Source organism: Streptomyces griseoviridis, from assembly GCF_005222485.1.
Taxonomy (GTDB): domain Bacteria; phylum Actinomycetota; class Actinomycetes; order Streptomycetales; family Streptomycetaceae; genus Streptomyces; species Streptomyces hintoniae.
In genome coordinates this window covers 7913138-7937492 of sequence record NZ_CP029078.1, presented here as the reverse complement: position 1 = coordinate 7937492, position 24355 = coordinate 7913138, and the positions used below count along the sequence as shown (strand labels likewise).

Annotated in this window: 18 protein-coding genes; 9 read left to right on the top strand and 9 right to left on the bottom strand. The window is 72.5% G+C overall.

Annotation, left to right across the window (positions count from 1 at the left end; translation table 11 throughout):
- Position 1: 1 nt before the first annotated feature.
- Positions 2-1294: an ABC transporter substrate-binding protein gene (locus DDJ31_RS34330; protein WP_127176518.1), complete on the bottom strand. Its 1293-nt coding sequence runs from the start codon at positions 1292-1294 to the stop codon at positions 2-4.
- A 220-nt stretch (positions 1295-1514) separates the two neighbouring features.
- Here DDJ31_RS34330 and DDJ31_RS34325 point away from each other — a divergent pair, with 220 nt between their 5' ends.
- The 3 genes from DDJ31_RS34325 to DDJ31_RS34315 all read left to right on the top strand — a co-directional run bounded on the left by DDJ31_RS34325 (position 1515) and on the right by DDJ31_RS34315 (position 4787).
- Complete coding sequence (locus DDJ31_RS34325) at positions 1515-2567, top strand: LacI family DNA-binding transcriptional regulator (RefSeq protein WP_127176519.1); 1053 nt, start codon at positions 1515-1517, stop codon at positions 2565-2567.
- 307 nt (positions 2568-2874) lie between these two features.
- Positions 2875-4227: an amidase gene (locus DDJ31_RS34320; RefSeq protein WP_127176520.1), complete on the top strand. Its 1353-nt coding sequence runs from the start codon at positions 2875-2877 to the stop codon at positions 4225-4227.
- Positions 4228-4244: 17 nt separating this feature from the next.
- Entirely contained in the window at positions 4245-4787 is a 543-nt protein-coding gene (locus DDJ31_RS34315) for a hypothetical protein (RefSeq protein ID WP_127182469.1), read from the top strand.
- Positions 4788-4802: 15 nt separating this feature from the next.
- On the opposite strand, the gene DDJ31_RS34310 is transcribed toward DDJ31_RS34315, so the two are convergent.
- Both DDJ31_RS34310 and DDJ31_RS34305 read right to left on the bottom strand, forming a co-directional pair.
- A complete protein-coding gene (locus DDJ31_RS34310) occupies positions 4803-5285 on the bottom strand; it encodes a GNAT family N-acetyltransferase (RefSeq protein WP_127176521.1) in 483 nt (160 codons plus the stop codon).
- 57 nt (positions 5286-5342) lie between these two features.
- Entirely contained in the window at positions 5343-5519 is a 177-nt protein-coding gene (locus DDJ31_RS34305; protein ID WP_127176522.1) for a hypothetical protein, read from the bottom strand.
- A 458-nt stretch (positions 5520-5977) separates the two neighbouring features.
- Between DDJ31_RS34305 and DDJ31_RS34300 the strand changes: the two genes are divergently transcribed.
- Positions 5978-6427, top strand: coding sequence for a hypothetical protein (locus tag DDJ31_RS34300; protein WP_127176523.1), 450 nt, complete (start codon positions 5978-5980; stop codon positions 6425-6427).
- Between the two features lie 522 nt (positions 6428-6949).
- Here DDJ31_RS34300 and DDJ31_RS34295 read toward each other — a convergent pair.
- The 6 genes from DDJ31_RS34295 to DDJ31_RS34270 all read right to left on the bottom strand — a co-directional run bounded on the left by DDJ31_RS34295 (position 6950) and on the right by DDJ31_RS34270 (position 18346).
- Complete coding sequence (locus DDJ31_RS34295) at positions 6950-7186, bottom strand: hypothetical protein (RefSeq protein WP_127176524.1); 237 nt, start codon at positions 7184-7186, stop codon at positions 6950-6952.
- A 73-nt stretch (positions 7187-7259) separates the two neighbouring features.
- Positions 7260-8735 carry an SDR family NAD(P)-dependent oxidoreductase gene (locus DDJ31_RS34290; protein ID WP_127176525.1) on the bottom strand — a complete coding sequence of 492 codons (1476 nt, stop codon included), beginning with the start codon at positions 8733-8735 and terminating at the stop codon, positions 7260-7262.
- A gap of 104 nt (positions 8736-8839) precedes the next feature.
- On the bottom strand, positions 8840-10174 hold the full coding sequence (locus tag DDJ31_RS34285) for a wax ester/triacylglycerol synthase family O-acyltransferase (RefSeq protein WP_127176526.1): 1335 nt from the start codon (positions 10172-10174) through the stop codon (positions 8840-8842).
- Positions 10175-10318: 144 nt separating this feature from the next.
- Positions 10319-12643 carry a GH92 family glycosyl hydrolase gene (locus tag DDJ31_RS34280; RefSeq protein WP_127176527.1) on the bottom strand — a complete coding sequence of 775 codons (2325 nt, stop codon included), beginning with the start codon at positions 12641-12643 and terminating at the stop codon, positions 10319-10321.
- Between the two features lie 145 nt (positions 12644-12788).
- Positions 12789-15197, bottom strand: a complete 2409-nt coding sequence (locus DDJ31_RS34275; protein ID WP_127176528.1) for an RICIN domain-containing protein — start codon at positions 15195-15197, stop codon at positions 12789-12791.
- A 545-nt stretch (positions 15198-15742) separates the two neighbouring features.
- Positions 15743-18346 carry a PA14 domain-containing protein gene (locus tag DDJ31_RS34270; protein ID WP_127176529.1) on the bottom strand — a complete coding sequence of 868 codons (2604 nt, stop codon included), beginning with the start codon at positions 18344-18346 and terminating at the stop codon, positions 15743-15745.
- 157 nt (positions 18347-18503) lie between these two features.
- On the opposite strand from DDJ31_RS34270, the gene DDJ31_RS34265 reads away from it, so the two are divergent.
- The 5 genes from DDJ31_RS34265 to DDJ31_RS34245 all read left to right on the top strand — a co-directional run bounded on the left by DDJ31_RS34265 (position 18504) and on the right by DDJ31_RS34245 (position 24260).
- Complete coding sequence (locus DDJ31_RS34265) at positions 18504-19517, top strand: LacI family DNA-binding transcriptional regulator (protein ID WP_127176530.1); 1014 nt, start codon at positions 18504-18506, stop codon at positions 19515-19517.
- 143 nt (positions 19518-19660) lie between these two features.
- Positions 19661-20758, top strand: coding sequence for an ABC transporter substrate-binding protein (locus tag DDJ31_RS34260; protein WP_127176531.1), 1098 nt, complete (start codon positions 19661-19663; stop codon positions 20756-20758).
- Between the two features lies 1 nt (position 20759).
- Positions 20760-22277 (top strand): sugar ABC transporter ATP-binding protein, encoded by a 1518-nt coding sequence (locus DDJ31_RS34255; RefSeq protein ID WP_127176532.1) that lies wholly within the window; start codon positions 20760-20762, stop codon positions 22275-22277.
- The gene (locus DDJ31_RS34250) at positions 22270-23232 is read left to right on the top strand and encodes an ABC transporter permease (RefSeq protein WP_127176533.1); all 963 of its coding nucleotides are present in this window, start codon (positions 22270-22272) and stop codon (positions 23230-23232) included. Before DDJ31_RS34255 ends, DDJ31_RS34250 begins: the two co-directional genes overlap by 8 nt.
- Positions 23229-24260, top strand: coding sequence for an ABC transporter permease (locus DDJ31_RS34245; RefSeq protein ID WP_127176534.1), 1032 nt, complete (start codon positions 23229-23231; stop codon positions 24258-24260). Before DDJ31_RS34250 ends, DDJ31_RS34245 begins: the two co-directional genes overlap by 4 nt.
- Positions 24261-24355 lie beyond the last annotated feature (95 nt).

The following is a 24355-nucleotide window of genomic DNA, read 5'->3' as shown; positions in this document are numbered from 1 at the left end:
GTCAGCCCTGCTGCGCGAGGAGGGTGTCGCACGCCTTGACAGCGTTGTCGAGGGCCGCCTTGGGGCTCTCCTTGCCCTGGAGGGCCTTGGCGACCTCGTTGCGCAGCGCGGTCTTCATCTGCTCGCTGAACAGCACCGGTGTGTAATTGACGGCGTTCTTAAGGGACTTGGCGGCGGCGACCCGGACCCGGGTCTCGTCGGTGCCGTCCTCCTCGGTGAAGTACGGGTCGTCGAGCGAGCCCGCGGTGCTCGGGAAGATGGCGACCTGCTTCGCGAACGACATCTGCCGCTGGGCGTCGGTCACGAAGTGCGCGAAGGCGACGGAGGCGGCGGTGTGCTTGGTCCTGGCGTTGACCATGACGCCCATGACGTACATGTTGACGTGGCCGGTGCTGGTGATCTGGTCGGTGATGCCGATGTTCTTGTACAGGTTCGGCGCCTGCTTCTTGAAGTTGCCGAGGTCGAGGGCGCTGCCGGGGTTCATGGCGACGGCGCCGGTGAGGAACTTCTTGCCCGAGGACTCGGGGGTGGCGGTGAGCGCCTGCGGGTCGAGCGCCTTCGCGTCGTACAACTCCTTGTACTTGGTGAGGAGTTCGACGCCCTTCGGGTCGTTGAAGGCGAACGCGGTGCCTTCCTTGTTCATCAGCTCGACGCCGTAGCGGCCGAAGTCCTCGATGGTGGGCACGTTGGCGAGGGTGGCGACCTTGCCGTGGGTCTTCTGGGCGAGCTTGCGGGCCTGCGCGAAGAGGTCGTCGTAGGTCGTCGGCGGATGGCCGGCGTCGAGTCCCGCCTCGGTGAAGAGGGTCTTGTTGTAGAACAGCGGCCCGGTGTTGAGGTACCAGGGGAAGGCGTAGGTGCCGGTCATGCCGGGGATCCGGTGGCTGGCCCAGGCGCCGTCCAGGTACTCCTTGCGGTAGTCGGCGGCGGCCTTGTCCAGGTCGAGCGCGAGGCCGGCCTTGGCGAGCGGGGCGACCAGGTCGGGGGAGACGTTGACGACGTCGGGCAGGGTGCCGCCGGCCGCGTCGGCGCTGATCTTGTCGGCGTAGCCCTCGGCGGGCTGGTCGATCCACTTGACCTCGGTGTCCGGGTACTTCTTCTCGAAGTCGGCGACCACGCCCTCGAAGTAGGGCTTGAAGTTGGCCCGCAGGTTCCAGGTCTGGAAGGTGATGTCGCCCTCGACCTTGCCCGAGGCGTCGGTCGACCCGCCGCCCGAGTCGGCGGAGCCGCAGGCGCTGAGCGGCAGGAGGAGGGCGGCTACGGCGGCGGCTGCGAGTGCTCCGCGGGTTCTGGGCACGGTGACAGGGCTCCCTTGACGGCGTCGGCGGCGAGGATGCCAGGACCATGCCCGGGGCCTTCCGGCAAAGTCAATGGATTCGGCGCCGCTAAAGAAATCCGATCCTCATTAGTGCAGGTCAGAGCCGTATGGCCGAAAGCTTGCGCTGGATGACTAATGCGCTTTAGGGTGCTGGCACTCAAGCGCATTAGCTGTCATCAGCGAGAAAGCGGGAAGCACCATGCCTGCGAAGCGGTCCCCGGCCCGCCGGCCGACGATGAAGGACATCGCGCGGCGGGCCGGAGTCTCCGAGAGCGCGGTCTCCTTCGCGCTCAACGACCGCCCGGGAGTCTCCGAGGTGACCCGCGACCGGGTCCGCCGGGTCGCCGAGCAGCTCGGCTGGCGGCCCAGCACGGCGGCCCGCGCGCTCTCCGGTGAGGGTGCGGCCACGGTCGGCTTCGTGCTGGCGCGCCCCGCGGACACGCTCGGCGTCGACTCGTTCTTCCTGCAACTCGTCTCCGGTATCCAGGAGGTGCTGGCCGAACGCCATCTCGGCCTGCTGTTCCAGGTGGTGGAGGACGTCACCGACGAGTGCGCGGTCTACCGGCGCTGGTGGGCCGAACACCGGGTGGACGGCGTCCTGGTGGTCGATCCGCGCACCGACGACCCGCGCACCGGCCTGCTCGACGAACTCGGCCTGCCCGCCGTGGTGATCGGCGGCGAGCCCGACGAACGGCACCCCGGCCTCTCGACGGTGTGGGCGGACGACGCGGGCGCGATGGCCGCCGTCGTCGACGAGTTGTACCGGCTCGGCCACCGCCGGATCGTGCACATCGCCGGGCTGCCGGGCCTCGCGCACACCGAACGCCGGATCCGCGCGCTGCGCGCCGAGGCCGGGCGGCGCGGTCTCACCGGGGTGGAGTCGGTGACGACGGACTACTCGGACGCCCAGGGCGCCGCCGTCACCCGCCGGGTCCTGGAGGCCGCCGCCGCCCCCACGGCGCTGATCTACGACAACGACGTGATGGCCGTCGCCGGGGTGGCCGCCGCCATCGACCTCGGGTTCGCGGTGCCGGCCGATGTGTCGGTGGTGGCCTGGGAGGACTCGGCGCTCTGCCGCATGGTCAAGCCCTGGCTGTCCGCGCTGTCCCGGGACAGCGTGGAGTTCGGCAGGACGGCCGCGAGGGAGCTGACGGCCCTGCTCGACGCGGGCCCGGCCAGGACCGTCCGGGTGCCGGTACCGCGTCTGATCGTGCGGGACAGCACGGCGGCGGCCCGCCGTTCGGCACGGTAGCGGGCGGGTGCCTCTCGGGCCGTCGCCGCCGGAACGGTACAGGCCGGACTCCGCGGTCCGGGTGGCGGTGAGGGACGGCCGCCGCTCCCCCGGGCAGTTCGCGCTCACGTGCCGTACGGGGGCGGGCGTCGGCCGGCCGGGTACGCGTGAGAGCGCCGGACGCCCGCGACGGCCGGTCGAGGACACCGGACCGCCTCCCCGGCCCGCCGCTCTCGACGTGCGGCGCCGGGCCGGGCAGAGTGCGTCTCGTACTCCCGAGTAGCCGGGCACCACGCCCGAACGCCGCATCGCACCCCGAGGAGCCGTAGTGACCAGTTGGGTCGGCCGGAGCGCCGTCGAGATCGCCGCCGCCGTCCGCGAGAAGCGGGCGACTCCCCGGGAGGTGGTGGCCGAGCACCTCGACCGGATCGCGCGGCTCGACGGGCGCGTCGGGGCGTTCCGGCGGGTCAGGGCCGAGGCCGCGCTCGCCGAGGCCGACGAGCTGGCCGCCCGCGACGACCTGGCCGAACTCCCGCTCGCCGGGGTCCCGTTGGCCGTCAAGGACAATCTCGACGTGCGCGGCGAGTCGAAGCGGAACGGCTCGGCGGCGACCCCTGACACGCCCGCGGCGGCGGACCATGTGACGGTGGCCAGGCTGCGGGCGGCGGGCGCGGTGGTGATCGGCCTCACGAACGTGCCCGAGCTGTGTGTCTTCGGTACCACCGACGGCGTCCACGGCATCACCCGCAACCCCTGGGACCTCACCAGGACGGCAGGGGGCTCCTCGGGCGGCAGCGCGGCCGCGGTCGCCGCCGGGATGGCGCCGATCGCCCTCGGCAACGACGGCATGGGCTCGCTGCGCATCCCGGCCGCCAACTGCGGTCTTCTCACGCTGAAGCCGGGGTACGGGGTGCTGCCCGCCGGGATCGGCGGAGGCGACTGGTTCGGGATGTCGGAGAACGGCCCGCTGGCGACGACGGTCGCGGACGCCCGGCTGATGTGCGCGCTCCTCGCGGGCTCCGAGCGGCGGTGGCCGTCGCGGGTGCCGCCGACCGGGATGCGCAAGGTCGCCGTCTCGCTGCGCAGTCCGCTGCTCGGCGTCACGGTCACCGCGCCGTTCCGGGCCGCCGTCCGGGAGGCGGCCGGGGTGCTGATCAAGGCCGGTCACCAGGTCAGGCGGGCCGATCCGCCGTACCCCGCGTCCCTGGCCACGACCTCCCTCACGCACTGGACGGCGGCCGTCGCCGTCGACGCCGAGGGCCTCGACCCACGCCTTCTCGACCGCCGCACCCGCACCCAGGCCGCCATCGGACGCCGTTTCCTGAAGGGGGTCCGCGCGAGCACCGCGAGGGACACGCTGCGCCGGCGCCTGGAGCCGTTCTTCGCGGAGCACGACGTTCTGCTCACCCCGGCCCTGGCCCGCCGCTCCCCCGCTGCCGAGCCGTGGCACGAGCGGAGCTGGCTGCGCAACGCGGCGGTGAACAGCGCCTGTTCACCGCTGTCCCCGCCGTGGAACCTGACCGGCTGGCCGGCGGTGTCGGTCCCGTTCGGTGTGCTGCCCTCGGGTGCGCCCTGCGCCGTGCAGTTGGCCGGCCTGCCCGGCTCTGAGCAGGAACTGCTGGACGTGGCCGCGGAGTTCGAGAGGCTGCGCCCGTGGCGGCGGACCGCACCGCTCGACTGACCGCGCCGGTGCGCCCGTTGCTGCTGCTGGATGTCGACGGACCGCTGAACCCGTACGCGGCCCAGCGGGAACGCCGTCCCGCGGGCTACCGGACGTACCGGATGCTGCCGCCCCGCTGGGCGGCGGCCGAGCGGCGCCGGCTCGCCGAGTGGGGGCTCGCGGACCGGCCGGTGAGGCCGCTGCGGGTCTGGCTCGATCCCGGGCACGGCCCGGCACTTGCCGCGCTCCCCTTCGACCTGGTGTGGGCGACCACCTGGGAGGAGGAGGCGAACACGTTCATCGCGCCGGTCCTCGGCCTGCCCGAACTGCCGTGTGTGCGGTGGTCGTCGCCGCGCCCCGAGGCTCCGGAGGGAGTGTTCTGGAAGACCCCGCAGATCGTCGCGTGGGCCGGCGGCCGGGCCTTCGCCTGGGTGGACGACGAGATCACCGGGGCGGACCGCGCCTGGGTGCGGGAGCACCATCGCGGCCCGGCCCTGCTGCACCGCGTCGACCCGCGGCGCGGCCTCGTGGACGCCGACTTCGCGACGCTGGCGGCGTGGGCGGCGCGGCAGGCCCGGTGACGGGCGGCCGGCGGACTACAGCGCCCTGTACATCACGTGCAGCCCTACCAGGCCGTGCCGTGGGTGTTCGAACGCGTCCGGGACGGTGCCCAGAACGGTGAAGCCGAGGGAGGTCCAGAGGCGGACGGCCGGGTTGGTCTCGACGACGGCGTTGAAGACCATGCCCCGGTAGCCGTCCTCGGCGGCGGCCGTCAGCAGGTGTTCGGCGAGGGCGCGGCCGTAGCCGTGGCCCGAGCGGTCGGGGTCGACCATGAAGCCCGCGTTGGCGATGCGGTCGGCGGGGCCCGCGTAGTTCGGGGTGAGGTAGGCGGAGGCGACGACGGCCCCGGTCTCGTCCTCGACGACGAAGACGCGCTTCGCCGGGTTCATCCACAGGACCCGGGCGGCCTCCTCGGAGGTGTCCGGGTCCCAGGCGTAGGTCTCGGCGGCGGCGACGATCCGGTGCCAGAAAGGCCAGATCTGCGGCCAGTCGGCGGCTGCGGCTTCCCTGATGAGCATGGGCGTGAGTCTGTCACGCCCACGCGGGCGGCGGCCCGGGGGGCCGGGGTCGGCGGCTCAGTCGACGCTGGGCAGGATGTGCGGCTCGGCGAGGTCGTCCTCGTAGCCGGCCAGCCGGATCGGCGCGGACCTGGCCCACACGTCGAGGCTGCCGAGCTGTCCCTTGCGACGGCCGACGGCCTTCATGGGTTCCTTGGGGCGTTCGACGCGAGTCGTCGTCTCTTCTGGTGTCACCGCGCACTCCTTATGTGTCGGGTCACCCTCGGGGCGGGCCGGTCGTCCGGACCGATCTGGGACACCCCGCTCGGGTGTGGGTCGAGCAGTTCGGACGCGGTGGCGCCGGTCTTTCGAACGGGCAGGCCGCTGTGCACCGGCTTGCCCCGGGACGGACGTGGGTGTGGGTGGAACCCTGTTGCTGTCCGTCGGGTCAACAGTAACCAGATGAGCGGAGCCTCGCTCGATAGGGAGTGGAAACAACGTGTAAATGCCCCAAGTCCGCCCGCACCCAATGGACATGGTAGGGCACTATTTGCTCGGGTACGACCCGATGTAGGTTCACTCGAACGGCCTACAGCAGGCTCGGTCGGGGGCGCTCCGGCCGGCGCGCAGTTCAGGTCCCGTTGGCCGATTCGCAAGGCGGCCATGATCTGCTGGCGCGCGGCAACGGCTCGTCCGGCGGAGAGGACCGGCGCATGGAGCTGCGCAGTGTCGACGAGGTGATGGACCTGCTGTACGCGTGCCGGGGTTCGTGGGACTCCCCCGGTCCGCCGGACGGCCGCGCGGACCTGCACCAGCACGCGCTGCGGACCGCCGCACTGCTGCGTCGCGGGCGCCCGGCCGACAAGGAGTTGCAGGTGGCGGGGCTGGTGCACGCCATCGGGCCGCTGCTGTCGCCCGGCGCCGGGCACGCGCACCCCGACCGCGCGGCGGACGCGGTGCGCGCGCTGCTCGGCGAACGGGTCGCCCGCCTGGTGCGCTCCCACCACCGCGCGGGCCCCGACAGCGACGACGACCTGCTGCGGCTGCGGCACGCGGACGAGGAGAGCCGCCACGGCGGTTTCGACGCCGGGGTCCTGGAGGACTGGCGGACCGTCCTGGAACTGGTCGCGGACCGCAACTCCCGTCTGGGCGCCGTGGACTGACGGGCCGTCATCGAACCGGCGCGGAGGTGACACCCTCGTACGGGGTCGACGGTGGGCCGGGCGATCGTGACCGGGGCGCCGCGCTGGATCGGGCGGGCAGTGGGCCCAGCGGGCGGCGGATGCACGCGTGTGCGCGACCGCGCGGACGCGACGGAGGTAGAGGTAGGGGCATACGGGCCCCGCGATCCGTCGACGATCCCGCCGAGGGCGATCCTGCTCAGGGCGATCCCGCTCAGGACGGCGAGCGGCGACGGCCTCCGCCGTCGGGTCGGTCCCGATCGGAACGGCAGCTGCACCTACACCTACCGCCGGTCCCGATCAGGACGCGATCCGGCTCGGTGCGGTCCCGATCAAGACGTGACCCGGCGTCGGCGCGGACCCGATCAGGACATGACCCGGTGTCGGCGCGGTCCCGATCAAGACGTGACCCGGCGTCGGCGCGGACCCGATCAGGACATGGCCCGACTTCGGCGCGGTCCCGATCAGAGCGTGATCGGCATCGCCGCGTCCCCGATCAGATCGTCACGGGAAGAGGGCGATCCCGATCAGGACGATCAGGACGATGAGCGCCACCAGGCCCACGGTGGCCCAGGTGCCCCGGTGCCTGGCGACCTCGCCCGTGACGCCGCCGCGCGGCCTGTCCTCGGGCAGCAGGGGCCGCTCGGGCCGGTCGCTGCCGTAGAACTGGTCGTCGGTCGAGTAGTGGTTCCGCGCGTCCCCGAAGGCGCGCGGATCGATGTGTGGACTCGGACTTGCCATGACTGCTCCCGGCGCGGATGTTCCGCGGGGCCGGTTTCCCGGCCGGCTCAGGGTCGCGCACGGGGCAGGCGGATCACCACTTGCCGGGTGCGTAGTCCTTCATGAAGACGCCGTACAGGTCCTCGCCCTGCTCTCCACGCACAATAGGATCGTATACCCGGGCGGCCCCATCGATCAGGTCGAGCGGGGCGTGGAAGCCCGCCTCGGCCATCCTGATCTTGTCGGGGTGCGGGCGCTCGTCCGTGATCCAGCCGGTGTCGACGGCCGTCATCAGGATGCCGTCCTTCTCGAACATCTCCTGGGCGCTGGTGCGGGTGAGCATGTTCAGGGCGGCCTTGGCCATGTTGGTGTGCGGGTGTCCGGCGCCCTTGTAGCCGCGGCTGAAGACGCCCTCCATGGCGGAGACGTTGACGATGTAGGTGCGGGGCGCCTCGGCGGCGGCCATCGCCGCGCGCAACCTGCTGATCAGGATGAACGGCGCCGTCGAGTTGCACAGCTGCACTTCGAGCAGCTCGACCGGGGTGACCTCCTCCACGGCCTGGATCCAGCTGTTGGTGTCGTGCAGGTCGGGCACCAGACCACCGGCGTCGATGGCGGTGCCCGCCGCGATGCGCTCCAGGGAGGCCGACCCGGAGACCAGCGCGAGGCCGGTGACGTCGTGCGCGGTGAGGGCGCCGCCGCCGGCCACCGGGAGGGCGGCGACCGCGCCCGAGCCGAAGGTGCCGATCACCTCGGAGGCGGGCAGCTCGCCCGCGGGCAGCGGGGCGGACTCGGCGGTGACCAGCTCGCTGTAGGCCTGTGGGGAGCGGCGCACCGTCTGCGCCGCGTTGTTGATCAGGATGTCGAGCGGGCCCTCGGCGGCCACCGAGTCGGCGAGCGCGACGACCTGGGCCGGGTCGCGCAGGTCGATGCCGACGATCTTCAGCCGGTGGATCCAGTCGGCGCTGTCGGGCTGCGCCTTGAACCGGCGGATCGCGTCGCTCGGGAAGCGGGTGGTGATGGTGGTGTGGGCGCCGTCGCGCAGCAGCCGCAGCGCGATGTACATGCCGATCTTGGCCCGGCCGCCGGTGAGCAGGGCGCGCTTGCCGGTGAGGTCGGCGCGGGCCTCGCGGCGGGCGCGGTTCTCGGCGGCGCACTTCTGGCAGAGCTGGTGGTAGAAGTAGTCGACCTCGACATAGCGGGTCTTGCAGGTGTAGCAGGAGCGGGGCCGCTGGAGTATCCCGGCGATCTGGCCCTGCTCGGTGACCGAGGAGGGCAGGATGCCCTCGGTCTCGTCGTCGATGCGCTGGGCGGAGCCGGTCGCGGTGGCCTCGGTGACCGCCTTGTCGTGGGCGGTCTTGGAGGCCCGGCGCTCCTGGCGGCGGCGCTGCTTGACCGTGCGGTAGATCCCGGCGGTGGCCCGGCGCACGGCGATCGCGTCGGGGTGGTCGACGTCGAGCCGGTCGAGTTCGTCGAGCACGCTGAGGCAGACGGCGAGCCGCTCGGGGTCGATGCCGGGCCCGAAGACGACCTCGTCCGTGGTCGTCGAGCCGTTGTCTGTCACCGTCATGGCCGCTGCCGTTCCCTGGTCTGCCGTCGCGGCGCTCCGGTCGCGCCCGCTGTCGAACGGGGAATTTTACGGAGCGCCCGGCCCGTCCTCCAAACCCGGTCCCCTCAGGAGCCGCAGACGGCGCGCAGCGCGGCCACCTCGTCGGTGAGCGCGGCGGCCAGCCGGTCCAGGTCGGGGACGGCCGCCGCGTCGGCGACCAGGCCGTAGTGGACACGGCCGCGGTAGGTGGAGACGGCGACCGCGAGGGACTGGCCGCGGGCCAGCGGGGCGAACGGGAAGACGGCGGTGACCGGGTGCCCGCCGAGCTTCAGACCGAGGCTGGGCAGCGGCACGCTGGTCACCAGGATGTCGAACCAGAGCCGGGCCGCCTGGCCGACCAGGGGCCCGCCGAGCCGGTGGGCGAGCGGCGGCACATGGTCGGCGAGCAGGGCGACGGCGCCCGCGCCGCGGTGGGGTCCGGCGTCCTTGTTGCGGTCCATGGCGGCCCGCACGGCGCGGAGCCTGCCGAGCGGGTCGGGGTCGTGCACGGGGAGCCTCATGACGTACCCGGAGAGCCGGTTGCCCGGCGGCTGGGCGGTGCGCGGGCGGCGCCTCGACACCGGGATCAGGGCGCGGGGCGCGACGCCCTCGCTGCCGTCGCCGCGTTCGTCGAGCCAGCGCCGCAGGGCGCCCGCGACGACGGCGATCAGGACGTCGTTGACGGTGCCGCCCGCGGTCTTGCGGACCAGGTGCACGTCGTCGAGGTCGATGATCACGCCCGCGGTGCGGCGGGTGCCGGTGGCCTCGGAGGTGAGCGCGGCCGAGGAGCGCACTCCCAGCCCTGAGACGGCGACGGAGGCGCCGATGTCGAGGGCCCTGCCGACGTCGGAGAGGGCGCCCCTGACCAGCTCCGGGAGCCTGCGCACGTCGGGCAGCAGGCCGCGCGGCGGCTCCTCGGGGCGCGTTCTCGGCGCGGGCAGGTCCATCGGGTCGAGGAGGGCGGCGGCGAGGGCGAGGGCGCGCAGTCCGTCGGCGAGGGCGTGGTGGAACTTGAAGAGGACGGCGAAGGAGGCGCCGTCCTCGGCGGGCAGGACGTGCGCCTCCCACGGGGGCCTGCCGCGCTCCAGCGGGCGCTGCATGAGCCGGCCGGCGTCGGCGTGGAAGTCGCGGGTGGGGGCGTGCAGCCTGACGTGGGCGAGGGGGTCGAAGTCCGGGTCGCTCTCGCGGGTGGCGCCGCCGAACGCGAGCGGGGCGCGGGCCCGCGGTTGCCAGACGTCCCTGATCCGCATGCGCAGTCCAGGCACCCCGGCGGCCCGCGCGGCGAGCAGGTCGGCCGCGTGGGCGCCCGCGGTGGGCGCGTGGGCCGCGAAGACGCCGAGGGCGCCGAGGTGCATGGGGTGGGCGGCGGACTCGATGTTCCAGAACGCCAGATCGAGAGGGGCGAGCGGGTCGGAAGTCAATTGCTTGCCTCGCGTCGAGGACAGGGTGAACAAGCAGTCAAGCGCCATCCGACGATTACGGTCAAGTACGATCAGGCTACGCTCAGTTAACGGCAGATTAAGTCCCGCCCCTGGGGAGGGGCGGGACTCATGGGGCGTCTGGTGTCACTTCGGCGCCGGCGGCGCGGCCGGGTGCGACGTACCCCACTCCGACGGGCGCGGGCCGACCGTGAAGTCGAGCCGGTGCAGCGAGCGCAGCGCGTCGGTCGTCAGATACGTGCGGTCGAGGGCCGCGCCGTCCGCGCGGGCCGACTGGACGTACCGGTCGGTGGCCGAGGTGCCGCGGGCGGTGATCGTCAGGGCGCCGTGCGGGTAGTAGCGGCGATCGAGGGTCAGGTCGACCCGGTCGAAGACCGGTGTGGACAGGCCCCAGACGGCGTCGCCCGGCTGCACCGGGAAGATCCCGAGCGACGACAGCACGTTCCAGGCCGACATGGTGCCGAGGTCGTCGTTGCCGGTCATGCCGGTCGGGGTGTCGGTGAAGAGGGTCAGGGCCGCGTGCACCACGTCGGTGGTCTTCCAGGGCTGCCCGGTCGACAGGTAGGTGTACGGGGCGATCAGGTCGGGTTCGTTCTGCGGGTTGTACTTGTCGGCGTTGTAGTAGTCGTAGGGGCCGTTGACCCACACCTCGCGGGCGGTGCCCGCCGGGTCGGCGAGCAGCCGGTCGTAGGCGAAGAAGGCGTCGAGCCGGTCGTTGGCCGCCTGCCGGCCGCCGATCAGGTCGATCATGCCGGGCAGGTCCTGCGGCACCAGCCACTGGTACTGCCAGGAGGTGCCCTCGTGGAAGCCCTCGCTCCGCGCCGGGTCGGCGGGTCCCGTGAAGGCGCCCGAGGCGTCGCGGGCCCGGAAGAAGCCGGTCGTCGGGTCGAAGACGCTGCGGTAGTTCTGGGCGCGGGCCGCGTACCGTTCGGCGTCCGCGCGGTGGCCGAGGTCGCGGGCCATCCGCGCGAGCATCGCGTCCGACAGGGCGTACTCCAGGGTGGCCGAGGCGCCGTGGTCGTAGTCGGAGTCGCCCGGCTTGGCGTGCGGACGGCCCTTGACGTAGGGCGCGTAGCCGTCGGCGAGGTACTCGCGGTTCGCCTCGCGGCCGACGGCCGGTGAGTCCGCGGGCGGCACGCCGTCGGCGTTGCGCTTCAGGGCCCGGTAGGCCCGGTCCTCGTAGCCGTGCAGCAGGCCTTGCTGGTAGGCGTTGGTGAGGAACGGGGTGACCGGGTCGCCGGTCATGATGTTCGTCTCGACCGTGCCGTAGCCCCACTTGGGCAGCCAGCCGCTCTCCTCGGAGATCCTGATCACCGAGACCGCCATGTCCCTGGCCTCGCGCGGCGCGAGCAGGGACAGCAGTTGGGACTGGGTGCGGTAGGTGTCCCACAGGGACCAGTTCTGGTAGTACGTGAAGCCCTTCGCCCGGTGGATCCGCTGGTCCCAGCCGGTGTAGCGGCCGTCGGCGTCGCTGCCGATGTTGGGGGCGAGGAAGGACCGGTACAGGGACGAGTAGAAGGTCCGGCGCAGGCTGTCGCCGCCGCCCGTGGCGCGGACGTCGTCGAGCCGGTCCTCCCAGCTCCGGCGGGCCCGGTCGCGGACGCTGTCGAACGAACGGCCGCCCTCGGCGCGGAGGTTGACGGCGGCGCCGTGCGCGTCGACGTAGGACAGCGCGGTGGTCGCCTCGACGGTCCGGTCCTTCGTGGTGTCGAAGCGGACGTAGGCGCCGCCGGTGCCGCTGCGCGCGCCCGCCGTCACGGTGGCGCCGTCCCAGGTGCCGTGGGCGGTGAACGGCCGGTCGAAGCGGGTCACGGTGTAGACGGTGTAGGGCTCGGTGTCCTGGCAGAAGCCGCGCCCCGTGATGGCGGTGCGCACGGTCCTGCTGTCCAGGACCTCGACCTTCGCCGAGACCCCGGAGTGCAGGGACTGGGCCGCGTTCAGCAGGACGTTGGCCTTGTCGGTGGCCGGGAAGGTGTAGCGCTGCACGCCGGTGCGGGCGGTCGCGGTGAGTTCGGCCTCGATACCGGTCGCCAGGCCGACCCGGTAGTAGCCGGGGCTCGCGCTCTCGTCGTCGTGGCCGAACCCGGCGGCGTAGGCGGCGTTGTCGGTCCGTGTCACCTCGCCGGTCGTGGGCAGTACCGGCAGGTCGCCGCCGAGGCCGCAGCCGACGCCGGAGAGGTGGACGAGGGAGAAGCCGCGGATGTGGTCCTGGGCGTAGTCGTAGCCGGTGTTGTGGCCGGTGTCGGGCGAGAACTGCACCATCCCGAAGGGCACGGCCGCGCCCGGGTAGGTGTTGCCCTCGTTCTGGGTGCCGATGAACGGGTTGACCAGGTCGGTGAGAAAACCGTCCCGGTCGGCCGCGAGCGCCGACGGGCCCGAGAGCGCGGCGCCGAGGAGCGCGGCCGCCGTCAGCCCCCTCAGCGCGCCGCGTAGCCATGTGGTCCTTCTCATGGGCGGAAGTGCCTCCTCGAACGCGCGGACAACGTTGTCACAGCCGCGCTCATTCTTCGACGTGGACGTGTACTCGTCAAGGTTGTGCGGGGTGTGTCGGTCGGGGTCCAGGGGACGGGCCGGGCGAGGGCAGGACCGGCGGCGGTCAGAGCAGCCGCCAGAGGTGGTCGTCGGTGCCGTTGTCCTCGAACTGCACGACCTGCGCGCTGTTCGCCGTCGACATGCCGTCCACCCCCAGGACCTTGCCGCTGTGCCGGTTGCGCACCAGGAACCAGCCGCCGCCCCGTTCGTCCAGGGTCCACAGGTGGTCGTCGGTGCCGTTGTCCTCGTACTGGACGACGACGGCGCTGTTCGCGGTCGACATGCCGTCGACGCCGAGCACCTTGCCGCTGTGGCCGTTGCGCACCAGGAACCAGCCCGCGCCCCGGTCGACCAGCTGCCAGGCGTGGTCGCCCGTCCCGGTGTTGTCGTACTGCACGACCCGGGCGCTGTTCGCCGTGGACATCCCGTCGACCGCGAGCACCTTCCGGCTGTGCTTGTTCTGCACGCGCCGGTACGGCGGTTCCGGAGTCCAGGGCCTGCCGTCGGGGGCCGCTGTCGGGAACGACGTGACGCGCAGCCGGGCCGCGCCCATCGGGACGAGCGTGACCTCCTCGACGGCGCCGGTCGCGCGGGCCGGGCTCTGCTGGAGCGGGGCGACCACGTGCTCGTCGTCGGCGATCCACTCCGGGATCTTGCGGGCCCGCGCGGTGAGGGTGAGCGGGGTGGTGGCGAGGGTGAACGGGTCGGCGGGCAGCGGCCCTTGCACGCGTCGCGCCACCGGGGTGGTGCCCGGGACGAGGCCGTAGTTCCAGGGCGTGGTGGCGTGCACGTCGTACTCGGGGAAGTCGGCGTCGCCGCCGGTGCGGACATAGCGCTCGCCGATCCGCAGCGCGTAGGTGAGCGGGCCGCGGACGACGCTCACCGCGTCGCGCTGCGCGGGCCAGGCGCGGACGGTGGTGCGCTGGGGCAGCGTCAGGGTGACCCGGTCGCCGTCCCGCCAGGTGCGCTCGACGCGCGCGAACGACGGTCCGTCGCCGGCCGCCACGGGGGCGCCGTTCACCCGCAGGGTCGGGCCCTGGCACCAGCCGGGCACCCGCAGCAGCAGCGGGAAGGCGACCGGGCGCGGGGTGGCGAGGGTCAGGGTGACGGTGCCGTCGAAGGGGTAGTCGGTCTCCTCGGTGAGGGTGACCTCGGTGCCCTGCCCGACGGTGGCGCGGACGGTGGCGGGCGCGTACATCGCGGCGGCCAGTCCGCCGTCGGGGGTGGCGAGCCAGAGTTCCTCGGTGAAACAGGGCCAGCCCATGCCGTAGTTGTGCGGGCAGCAGCGGTACTGGTCGACGCCCGGCCGCAGCGACTGCATGGCGAAGCCGTTCTGGAACTGGCCCTGCGTCTTGGGGGCGTTGTCCAGGTCGACGCTGTTGGCGCTGGTGACGTAGTGGACGCTCTTGCCCTCCGGGTCGAGGGCGGCGGGCAGCAGGTTGAACGCCAGTTCCTCGCACCTGTCCGCCCACACCGGGTCGCCGGTGATCCGGGTGAGCAGTTCGTGGCTGGCCATGAACTCGACGATGCCGCAGGTCTCGAAGCCCTGCCGGGGGTCGCCGAAGCCGGGCCTGATGTTCTCGTCGCCCGCGAACCCGCCGCCGGGGAACTGGCCGTAGCCGCCGATGACCTGCTCGTAGGTGCGGTAGGCGGCCCGGGTCAGCTCCAAGTCGCCCGACCGCTGGGCGTACTGGGCCGGTTCGCGGAAGCCCTGGGCGATGTTCACGTTGTGCGGACTGGGCAGCGGTCCCGTCCAGTCGGCGCCCCAGGCGTGCATCCGGTCGACGAGGTCGAGCAGGAACGCCTCCCCGGTGCGCCGGTGGAGCCAGAGCGCGACGTCCATGCCGTCGCCCCAGCGCAGCGAGACCCAGCTGCTGTCGAACGCGCCGCGCCCCTGGGCGTTCATGAACCGCAGGAACCGGCCGAGGAACGGCACGATCCGCGCGTCGTGGGTGAACTCCTCGTAGCCGCGCAGGGCTTGGAGCAGCGGCAGGTAGGGCCAGAAGTCGGGGCCGCCGTTCAGGGCGGTGCGCAGCGCGCGCGGTCCGAAGAACCCGTCGGACTGCTCGGTGGCGAGGATCGCGTCGATCCAGCGGCGGGAGCGGTCGAGGGCGGTGGCGTCCCGGGTGGCGATGGCGAGCGGGACGTATCCGCGCAGCCAGTAGGGCAGTTCCTCCCAGCCGTCGTTCTCCGGGTGGGTCCAGCCGCTGGTCGCGGGGTCGAGGAAGTGCGAGCGTTCGGCGAACCGGCCGCACAGGCCCGCCAGTTGGGCGCGCAGCCGGCCCGCGAGCCAGCCGCGGGCGGTGATGCTGCCCGGCGGCAGGCGGGTGAAGGCGTCGGGGGCGAGACCTTGCGGGGCGAGGGTGCCGGGGGCGGGCGCGGCGGCGGACGCCGTCGCGAGCGGGACGCCCGCGGCCAGGGAACCGGCGGCGAGCGTGCCGGTCCGCAGGAAGTGTCGCCGGTCGAACGGCATACGGCTCTCCTGTCGTCCTGCGTGGGGAAGGAGGGAGGAGGTGCGGTCGGGGACGGTACCCCGGGGTGCCGCCCGCCTGCCGGGGAGGCGGCGGGCGGACGGCGTCGGTGCGCGGTGCGGGGCGGTGCGCGGCGGAGGCGGCGCGGTGCGGAGCGGGGCGGTGCGGGGCGGTGCGGGGCGGTGCGGGGCGGCGCGGTGCGACGCGGTGCGACGCGACGTGCGGCGGAGACGGCGCGGTGCGGAGGGGCGTCCGGCAGAAAGGTCTTCCGCCGGCCACCACCCCCGCGGAGCGGACCTCGGCCCTTCCGAGCCGGGACACGTTCCTCCGAGCCGGGACACAGCCCTTCCGGTCGGGCCCCGGCCCTTCCGAGCCAGGACACCGTCCCTCTGCGCCGGGAACGTTCCCCCGAGTCAGGACACCGTCCTTCAGGGCCGGGCCTCGGCCGGGCCCGACCGGTTCGGATCGTCCCCTGGTGCGCCGGGGGGCGTGGGCCGTGAGCGGGCCGGCCGGTGCCGTGGTCAGGCGTGGCCGGCCCGTCCGCGGATCAGGCGCAGCCGGCCGGTGTCGCCCGGGAGGCGTCGGCGATCAGCGCCCGCTGGGCCGCCTTCACGCGCTTGACGTCGGGCTTGACGACCTTGCGGTCGTACGTCACCAGGCCGTTCAACTCGCCCTCGACGTCCGAGATCTGCGTGTAGACGGCGCCGTTGCTGCCCTGGCAGGCCAGCGCGTGCACCTCGTCGAGCTTCTCGAGGTAGTCGTCCGTGTAGGTCGACGGGTCGACGTCCACGTACGACTGCTGCACCGACCAGGCGTGTCCGGGCACCGCGAGTCCCAGGCCGCCGTACTCGCCGGTGACCTGGGCCCGTACGCCGTCAGGACGCGGCGGCAGGGCGGGGCTCGGGTAGCCGTGTTCGTCCATGATGTCGCCGGTGCCGCCGTCGGCGCCGAGGTTGAGGCCCGACATGCTGTTGACCAGCCGGCTCGGGTCCCACGCCTTGGCCTGGTCGGCGATCCTGGCCATGTCGTACTGGCCCCAGCCCTCGTTGAAGGTGACCCACATGACGACCGAGGGGCTGCTGATGTGCTCGTCGATGACCTGCTTCATCTCGCGCTCGTACTCGGCGCGGGCGGCGGCCGACGGGTTCACCCCCGCGGTCATCGCCGGCATGTCCTGCCAGACCAGCAGGCCGAGCCGGTCGGCCCAGTAGAACCAGCGGTCGGGCTCCACCTTGATGTGCTTGCGGACCGAGTTGAAGCCCAACTGCTTGTGCAGCTTGAGGTCGTAGGCGAGCGCCTCGTCGGTCGGCGCGGTGTGCAGGCCGTCCGGCCAGAAGCCCTGGTCGAGGGTGGCCATCAGGAAGACGGGCTTGCCGTTGAGGACCGTGCGCGGCACGCCGTTCACCTTCTCGACGGCGATGGAGCGCAGCCCGACGTAGCTGCCGACCCGGTCCTTGCCGACGCTCACCTTCAGGTCGTACAGGAACGGGTCGTCGGGCGACCACAGGTGGGCGCGCGGGATCTTCAGGGTCAGCGGGGTGCCGCTGCGCCCGGTGACCGCGGCCACCCGGCGCTTGCCGTCGTAGGCGGTGACGGTGACCGGGAGGCCGGAGCGGACGCCCTGCGGTGCGATCGTGACGGTGCCCTTGGCCGCGTCGGGGGTGAGCTTCAGCGTGTCGACGTGATCGGCCGCGACCGGCTCCATCCACACGGTCTGCCAGATCCCGGAGGACGGCGTGTACCAGATGCCGCTCGGGTCGAGGCGCTGCTTGCCGAGCGGCGGGTTCTCGCCGTCGGCCGCGTCGGTCGGGTCGTAGACGCCGACGATCAGCTCCTGGGTGCGGCCCGGCTTGAGGGCGTCGGTGACGTCGGCGCTGAACTTGTCGTAGCCGCCCTGGTGTTCGGTCACCTTCGTGCCGTTGACGTAGACCTCGGCCCGCCAGTCGACGGCGCCGAAGTTCAGCTGGAGGCGCTTGGCCGAGCCGATCCGCCAGTCGGCGGGGACCGTGAAGGTGCGCCGGTACCACATGCGGTCCTCGTGCCGTTCGATGCCCGACAGCTGGGACTCGACCGGGTACGGGACGAGGATCTTCTCGCGGAGGTTCTTGCCGACCGGCGGCCGCTCACCCGCGGTGGCGGCGGCGAACTGCCAGGAGCCGTTGAGGTTCTGCCAGTCGTCGCGGGTCAACTGGGGCCGCGGGTACTCCGGGTGGGCGTTGCGGGCGGAGACGTCGTCGGCCCAGGGGGTGCTCAGCTCGTAGGTGGAACGGTTGCCGCCGCTGCTCCAGAAGGCGTTGACAACGTTGCCGTTCCTGCCGCTCAGGCCGCCTTCGCCGTCGTAGCGGACGTCGGCGAGGCCGGGTGCGGTGCCGGTCTTGTTGCCGACGACCGGCTCCTTCAGCGTGACCAGGAGCGAGGTGGGGTCGGCGGGGTCGAGCCGGGCCGTGCCCAGCGGCCAGGTGGCGCCGCCGATCACCGCGTCGAGGTGGTCGGCGAGACCGGCCGGGGGCGCGGTGAGGGGCTGAGCGAAGTCGAGCTTCAGGGTGCGGCCGTCGGCGCGGACGGTGGTGTCGATGGCTCCGTCGTAGTCGAAGCCGTCGGGCAGCCGGAACGCGGACTGGGGCACGGCGGTCTTGGCGCCGCCCGGCGGGGTCCAGCGCACATGGAGGTTGGAGCCCCCGAAGTGCTCGAAGTACTCGACCTTGAAGTCGTAGGCCTGTCCCGCGGTCAACTCGATGGGCTGGGCGGTCTGTTCGCGGTCCCAGTCGTCGACCCAGTGGTCGATGACGAGCCGGTCGCCGACCCAGAGGCGGAAGCCGTTGTCGCCGATGACCGAGAAGGTGGTCGGTCCCGATTTCTCCGGCACGATCTTGCCGGTCCAGCGGACGTTGACGTCGTCCGACTGGCCGGTGGCGAAGGCCAGACGCGGCTCCAGGGTGGCGAAGTCCAGGTTCGGGTCGAATCCGGTCGCCTTGAGCTGGTGGAAATCGAAGGCGCCGGGGGCGGACTGGGTGTAGTACTCCCCCTTGAGCCCGTGGACTTCGACGGGGTCGTCCGCCGCGTCGGCGCTGGGGGCCGTGGTGAGTCCGGCGACCCCGAGCGCTGCTGCGAGCAGCAGGGCGAGGCGTCGTCCGAGAGGTCTGATGCGCACGGATCCTCCTTGGTGAGGAAGGGTGGCGGCTCGCTGCTTCAGTCTGTACAACGTCGGAAGGAACGGCAGTTGGCATGAGAGCACGGCTCCGGGCCGCTGTCCAGGGTCATGACAAAGGCTCCGAGGACGGGCCATCCATCGACGCTGAGGAGAACCCTTGCGGGCGAGCCTGAAGGACGTGGCGGAACGCGCCGGCGTCTCGATCAAGACCGTCTCCAACGTGGTGAACAACTATCCGCACGTCACCCCGGCGATGCGGGCCCGGGTGCAGGCGGCCATCGACGAGCTGGGCTACCGGCCCAATCTGACCGCGCGCCATCTGCGCAAGGGGCGGACCGGGATCATCGCGCTGGCCGTGCCCGAGCTGGGCAACCCGTACTTCGCGGAGCTGGCCGGGGCGGTGATCGACGCGGCGACCGAGCACGAGTTCACCGTGCTGCTCGACCACACCAGGGGCGAGCGCGAGCAGGAGGTGCTGGTCAGCCAGGGGTACCGGGCCCGGGTGATCGACGGTCTGATCCTCTCGCCGCTGGAGCTTGAGGCGGAGGATCTGCGGGGCCGCGCGGACGACGTGCCGCTGGTGCTGCTCGGGGAGCGCGAGTACGACGTGCCCTACGACCACATCGCGATCGACAACGTGGCGGCGGCCCGGTGCGCGGTGCGCCATCTGCTCGACCGGGGCCGGACCAGGATCGCCTACCTCGGCGCCCGCACCGACTCGGCGAACCGGCCGGCGCATCTTCGACTGGACGGCTGGCGGGCGGAGTTGGCCGAGGCCGGGGTGCCGGCGCCGGACAGCCTGGTGGTGCCGGTGGGCGGCTGGGACCGGGACGACGGGGCGCGCGCGATGGCCGAACTCCTGGACGCGGGGGTGCGTCCCGACGCGGTCTTCGCGTTCAACGACCTGATCGCGATCGGGGCGATGCGGGTGCTGCACGAGCGGGGGCTGCGGGTGCCGTGGGACGTGGCGGTGGTCGGCTTCGACGATCTCGCCGAGGGCCGGTTCGGGGCCGTCACGCTGACCACGGTCTCGCCCGACAAGCAGGCCATCGCGCGGATGGCGGTCGCCTCGCTGCTGCGCAGTCTGTCGGGGCGCGAGGTGCCCGGCGGACGTGAACTGACCGCGGATTTCCGGCTGGTGGAGCGGGAGAGCACGCTGGGCCGGCGGTGACGAGATTTCGGACGGAGGGGTTTACACGGTCCTTCCAACGATGTAAAAACCTCCCCTGAACGACGTGCACACCGAGTTGACCGCAAGAGCCAGCCTCCCCGAGAGCGCTCTCACGCGCCGGGGCCGCGCGTTTGGGGACTCCCATGAAGCCGACCGCATCCGTCCGTCGCACCTCCGCACGCCACCTCCTCACCGTGGGCCTCGTGGCGAGCCTCGCGCTCGTCAGCGCCTGCACCAAGTCCGAGGACGACTCGGCCAAGGGCGACTCCGCCTCCCCGCAGAACGACGCGGGCCAGGTGGTGTCCTCACCGAGCACCGGATCGGGACCCAGCTGCGCGCTCGACGCCTACGGCGGCGAGAAGCTCGACCTGAAGAACGCCACCGTGGGCTTCTCCCAGTCCGAGAAGGAGGCCAACCCGTTCCGGATCGCGGAGACGGCCTCCCTCAAGGCCGAGGCGGGCAAGCGGGGCGTCAAACTGCTCACCGCCAACGCCCAGTCGCAGTTCTCCAAGCAGATCAGCGACGTCCAGGACCTCATCGCCAAGGGCGCCGACCTGCTGGTCATCGCACCGCTCAACTCCGACGGCTGGGAACCGGTGCTGCGCGCCGCCTCCGCCAAGCACATCCCGATCGTGACCATCGACCGGAAGATCAACGCCACCGCCTGCAAGGACTACGTGAGCTTCATCGGCTCCGACTTCGTCGAGCAGGGCAAGCGGGCCGCCGACCAGATGATCGAGGCGACCGGCGGCAAGGGCGAGATCGCGATCCTGCTCGGCGCGGCCGGCAACAACGTGACGACCGAGCGCACCAAGGGGTTCGAGCAGCGGATCAAGGAGAAGGCGCCCGACCTGAAGATCGTGTTCCGGCAGACCGGCGACTTCGCCCGCGAGAAGGGCCAGTCGGTCACCGAGAACCTCATCCAGTCCAAGCCGGGCATCACCGGGATCTACGCCGAGAACGACGAGATGGGCCTCGGCGCCGTCAACGCCCTCAAGGGCGCGGGCAAGAAGCCGGGCGCGGTCAAGATCGTGACCATCGACGGCACCCGCAACGCCGTCCAGGGCATCGTGGACGGCTGGATCCAGGGCGTCATCGAGTCCAACCCGCGCTTCGGGCCGCTCGCCTTCCAGACCCTCGACACCTTCACCCGGGGCGAGAAGGTGAGCCAGGACATCGTCATCGAGGACAGCTCCTACACCGGGAGCAACGCCCGCGCGGACCTCGGCAAGGCCTACTGACGTGCTCGCGGTCACCGGCCTCGGCAAGTCCTTCCCCGGCGTGCGGGCGCTGTCCGACGTGGACCTCACCATGCGCGCCGGGACGGTGCACGCGCTCGTCGGGGAGAACGGCGCGGGCAAGTCGACGCTCATCAAGGTGCTCACCGGGGTCTACCGGCCGGACGCGGGCGAGGTGGTGTACGACGGGGCGCCGGTGCGCTTCGCCACCCCGCTCGCGGCCCAGCGGGCGGGCATCTCCACCATCTACCAGGAGGTGAACCTCGTCCCGCTGATGAGCGTGGCCCGCAACCTCTGCCTCGGCCGTGAACCGCGCGGCCGGCTCGGTCTGATCGACTTCCGGCGCATGCACCGGGAGGCCGAGGAGGCGCTCGGCCGGCTCGGCCTGCGGGTCGACGTCCGCCGTCCGCTGCGCGAACTCGGCGTCGGCGCCCAGCAGATGGTCGCCCTCGCCCGCGCCGTGGCGGTGGACGCCCGGGTGGTCGTGATGGACGAGCCGACCTCCTCACTCGAACCGCGCGAGGTGGCCACCCTCTTCGGGGTGATCCGCATGCTGCGCGGGCAGGGCGTGGCGGTGGTCTACGTCAGCCACCGGATGGACGAGCTGTACGAGATCTGCGACGAGGTCACCGTGTTGCGGGACGGCCGGGTGGTGCACACCGGGCCGCTGGCCGGGCTCGACCGGCTGCGGCTGGTCTCCCTGATGCTCGGCCGGGAGATCGGCGAGGTGCGCGCGGAGGGCCTGACCAAGTTCTCCGGTACGCACGACACCGCGGCCGAACCCGTCCTGACCGCAACGGATCTGACGGTACGTCACCGGCTGTGCGGGGTGTCGCTCTCGGTGCGGCCCGGTGAGGTGGTGGGGCTCGGCGGGCTGCTCGGCTCGGGCCGCAGCGAGACCGCGAAGGCCATCGCCGGTGCGCTGCCCACCGACGCGGGCCGGGTGAGCGTCGCCGGCACGGCGGTGCGCCCCGGCTCGACCGCCGCCGCCATCAGGGCCGGGATCAGTCTGCTGCCCGAGGACCGCAAGGCCGAGGGCGTCGTGCCAGGACTCTCGGTGCGGGAGAACATCGCGCTGGCCGCGCTGCCCTCGCTCTCCCGGTTCGGCCTGGTGGACGACGCCAGGATCGACCGGATCGTCGAGACGTTCATGAAGCGGCTGCGCATCAAGGCGGCGGGCCCGCACCAGAAGGTGGGCGAGCTGTCGGGCGGCAACCAGCAGAAGGTGCTGCTGGCCCGCTGGCTCGCCCTGCACCCGAAGGTGCTGCTCCTCGACGAGCCGACCCGGGGCATCGACGTCGGCGCCAAGGCGGAGGTGCAGGCCCTCATCGACGAACTCGCCGACGACGGTCTCGCCGTGCTGCTGATCTCCTCCGACACCGAGGAGCTGATCGAGGGCAGCGACCGGGTGGTGGTCCTCAAGGAGGGTGTGGTGGTGAGCGAGTTGACCGGAGCCGCGGTGACCGAGGACGCGCTGATGCGCGCGATAGCCGCCGTCCCGGCGGGAGGACCCGATGACTGAACTGGCTTTCACGCGACCGTCGTTGGACCGCGCGCGGCTGCTGCGGCTGCTCCAGGAGTACGGCGTCTACGCGGGCGTCCTGGTGCTGCTGCTGTTCGACGTCGCCTTCACCCCGCACTTCCTGTCCGTGGAGAACTTCCGCACCCAGGCCGTGCAGGTCGCGCCCGTGCTGGTCGTCGCGCTCGGCATGGCGCTGGCCATCGGCACCGAGGGCGTCGATCTGTCGGTGGGCTCGGTGATGGCCCTGTCGACGTCCCTGGTCTCCCTCTACCTCGGGTACGGGCCGTGGATCGCCGTGCTGATCGCGGTGGCGGGCGGCATCGTGGTCGGCGTCGCCAACGGCGCGCTCATCGCGTTCGTGGGCGTCCAGCCGATCGTCGCCACCCTCGCCCTGATGGTCGCGGGGCGCGGGGTGGCCCTGGTGCTGCTGCCGCAGCTGAAGGACGTCCGCGACCCGGGCATGGCGGCGCTCGGCTCGGGTGCCGTGCTGGGCGTGCCGTACCTGGTGCTGATCGCGGCCGGGCTAGCCCTGCTGACGGCGTTCGTGGTGCGCCGCACCACCTTCGGCCGGCAGGTCCTCGCGATCGGCGACAGCCGCCCCGCGGCCCGCCTCGCCGGGCTCCCGGTCGGGCGCGTCCTCGTGGTGGTCTACGTCTGCTGCGGCGCCCTCGCCGCGGTCGCGGGCGTCCTCGCGACGGCCCGGCTCTCGGCGAGCGACCCGACGTCGCTCGGCACCCTGATGGAGCTGTCCGCGATCACCGCCGTCGTCGTCGGGGGCACCCCGCTCAGCGGCGGGCGGGTGCGCGTCGGCGGCACGGTCGCCGGCGCGGTGCTCATCCAGTTGCTCACCACCACCCTGATCAAGCACGATCTGCCGCCGTCCTGGACCCAGATCGCCCAGGCCGCGGTGATCGTCCTCGCCGTCTACGCGGCCCGGGAACGAGGCAGACGATGACCGCGCACACCGAGGAGGCCGGCGTGCCGGCACCCACCGTCGAGGCGGCCGGGGACGCTCCCCCGCGCACCGACCGCTCCGAGCGGCTCAGCGCCCTGGCCCAGCAGCACGGCGCGCTGGTGACCCTGGTGATCGCCATGGTCGTCGCGTCGCTGAGCTTCGACACCTTCCTGACCGGCGACAACCTGGAGAACATGGCGCTCTCCTCGGCGTTCCTCGCCGTGGTCGCGCTCGGCATGACGTTCGTGATCGTCACCGGCGGGATCGATCTGTCGGTGGGGTCGCTGTTCGCGCTCGGAGGGGTGCTCGCGGCCTGGGGCTCGCGGTACGGGACCGTCGTCGCGCTGCTGCTGCCGCTCGCCGTGTGCGGGCTGATCGGCCTGGTCAACGGGTTGCTGATCGCCCGGGTCAGGCTCGCCCCCTTCATCGTCACGCTGGCCGCCATGCTGGGCGCCCGCGGGCTGCTGCTCGCGCTCACCGACGAGGGGTCGCGGACGTATCTGGTCGACAAGGAGTCGTTCCTCGCGACCCTCGGCCAGGGCACGCTGCTCGGCGTCGGGGTACCGGTGTGGATCACGCTGGCGCTGTTCGCGGCGGGCGCGGTGGCGCTGCGGCGCACCCGGTTCGGGCAGTACGTGTACGCGGTCGGCGGCAACGAGGACGCGGGCGCGCTGATGGGTGCCCCGGTCGCCCGCACCAAGATCACCGTGTACACGCTGTCGGGGCTCTGCGCCGGGCTCGCGGGCGCGCTGAACGCGGCCTGGCTGGCGTCCGGGGTGACCATCCTCGGCACCGGGATGGAGCTGGAGGCGATCTCCGCCGTGGTCATCGGCGGCACCCTGCTGACCGGCGGCTCCGGCTTCATCAGCGGCTCCCTCGTGGGGGTGCTGCTGCTGAAGGTCATCCAGAACGTGATCAACCAGATCGGGTCCCTCGACTCCGCCTACCAGCAGGTGGTCAGCGGAGCCTTCCTGGCCGTGGTGGTGATCGCGCAGACCTGGCTGGGCCGCCGGCGCCGGGTGCTGTGAACGACGGCCGGCGGCCCGGGTGAGGGGGCCGGGTGAGCGGGGCGGGGTGAGGGGGGCGGGGTGAGGGGCCGGCTTCGGCTTCGGCTTCAGCTTCG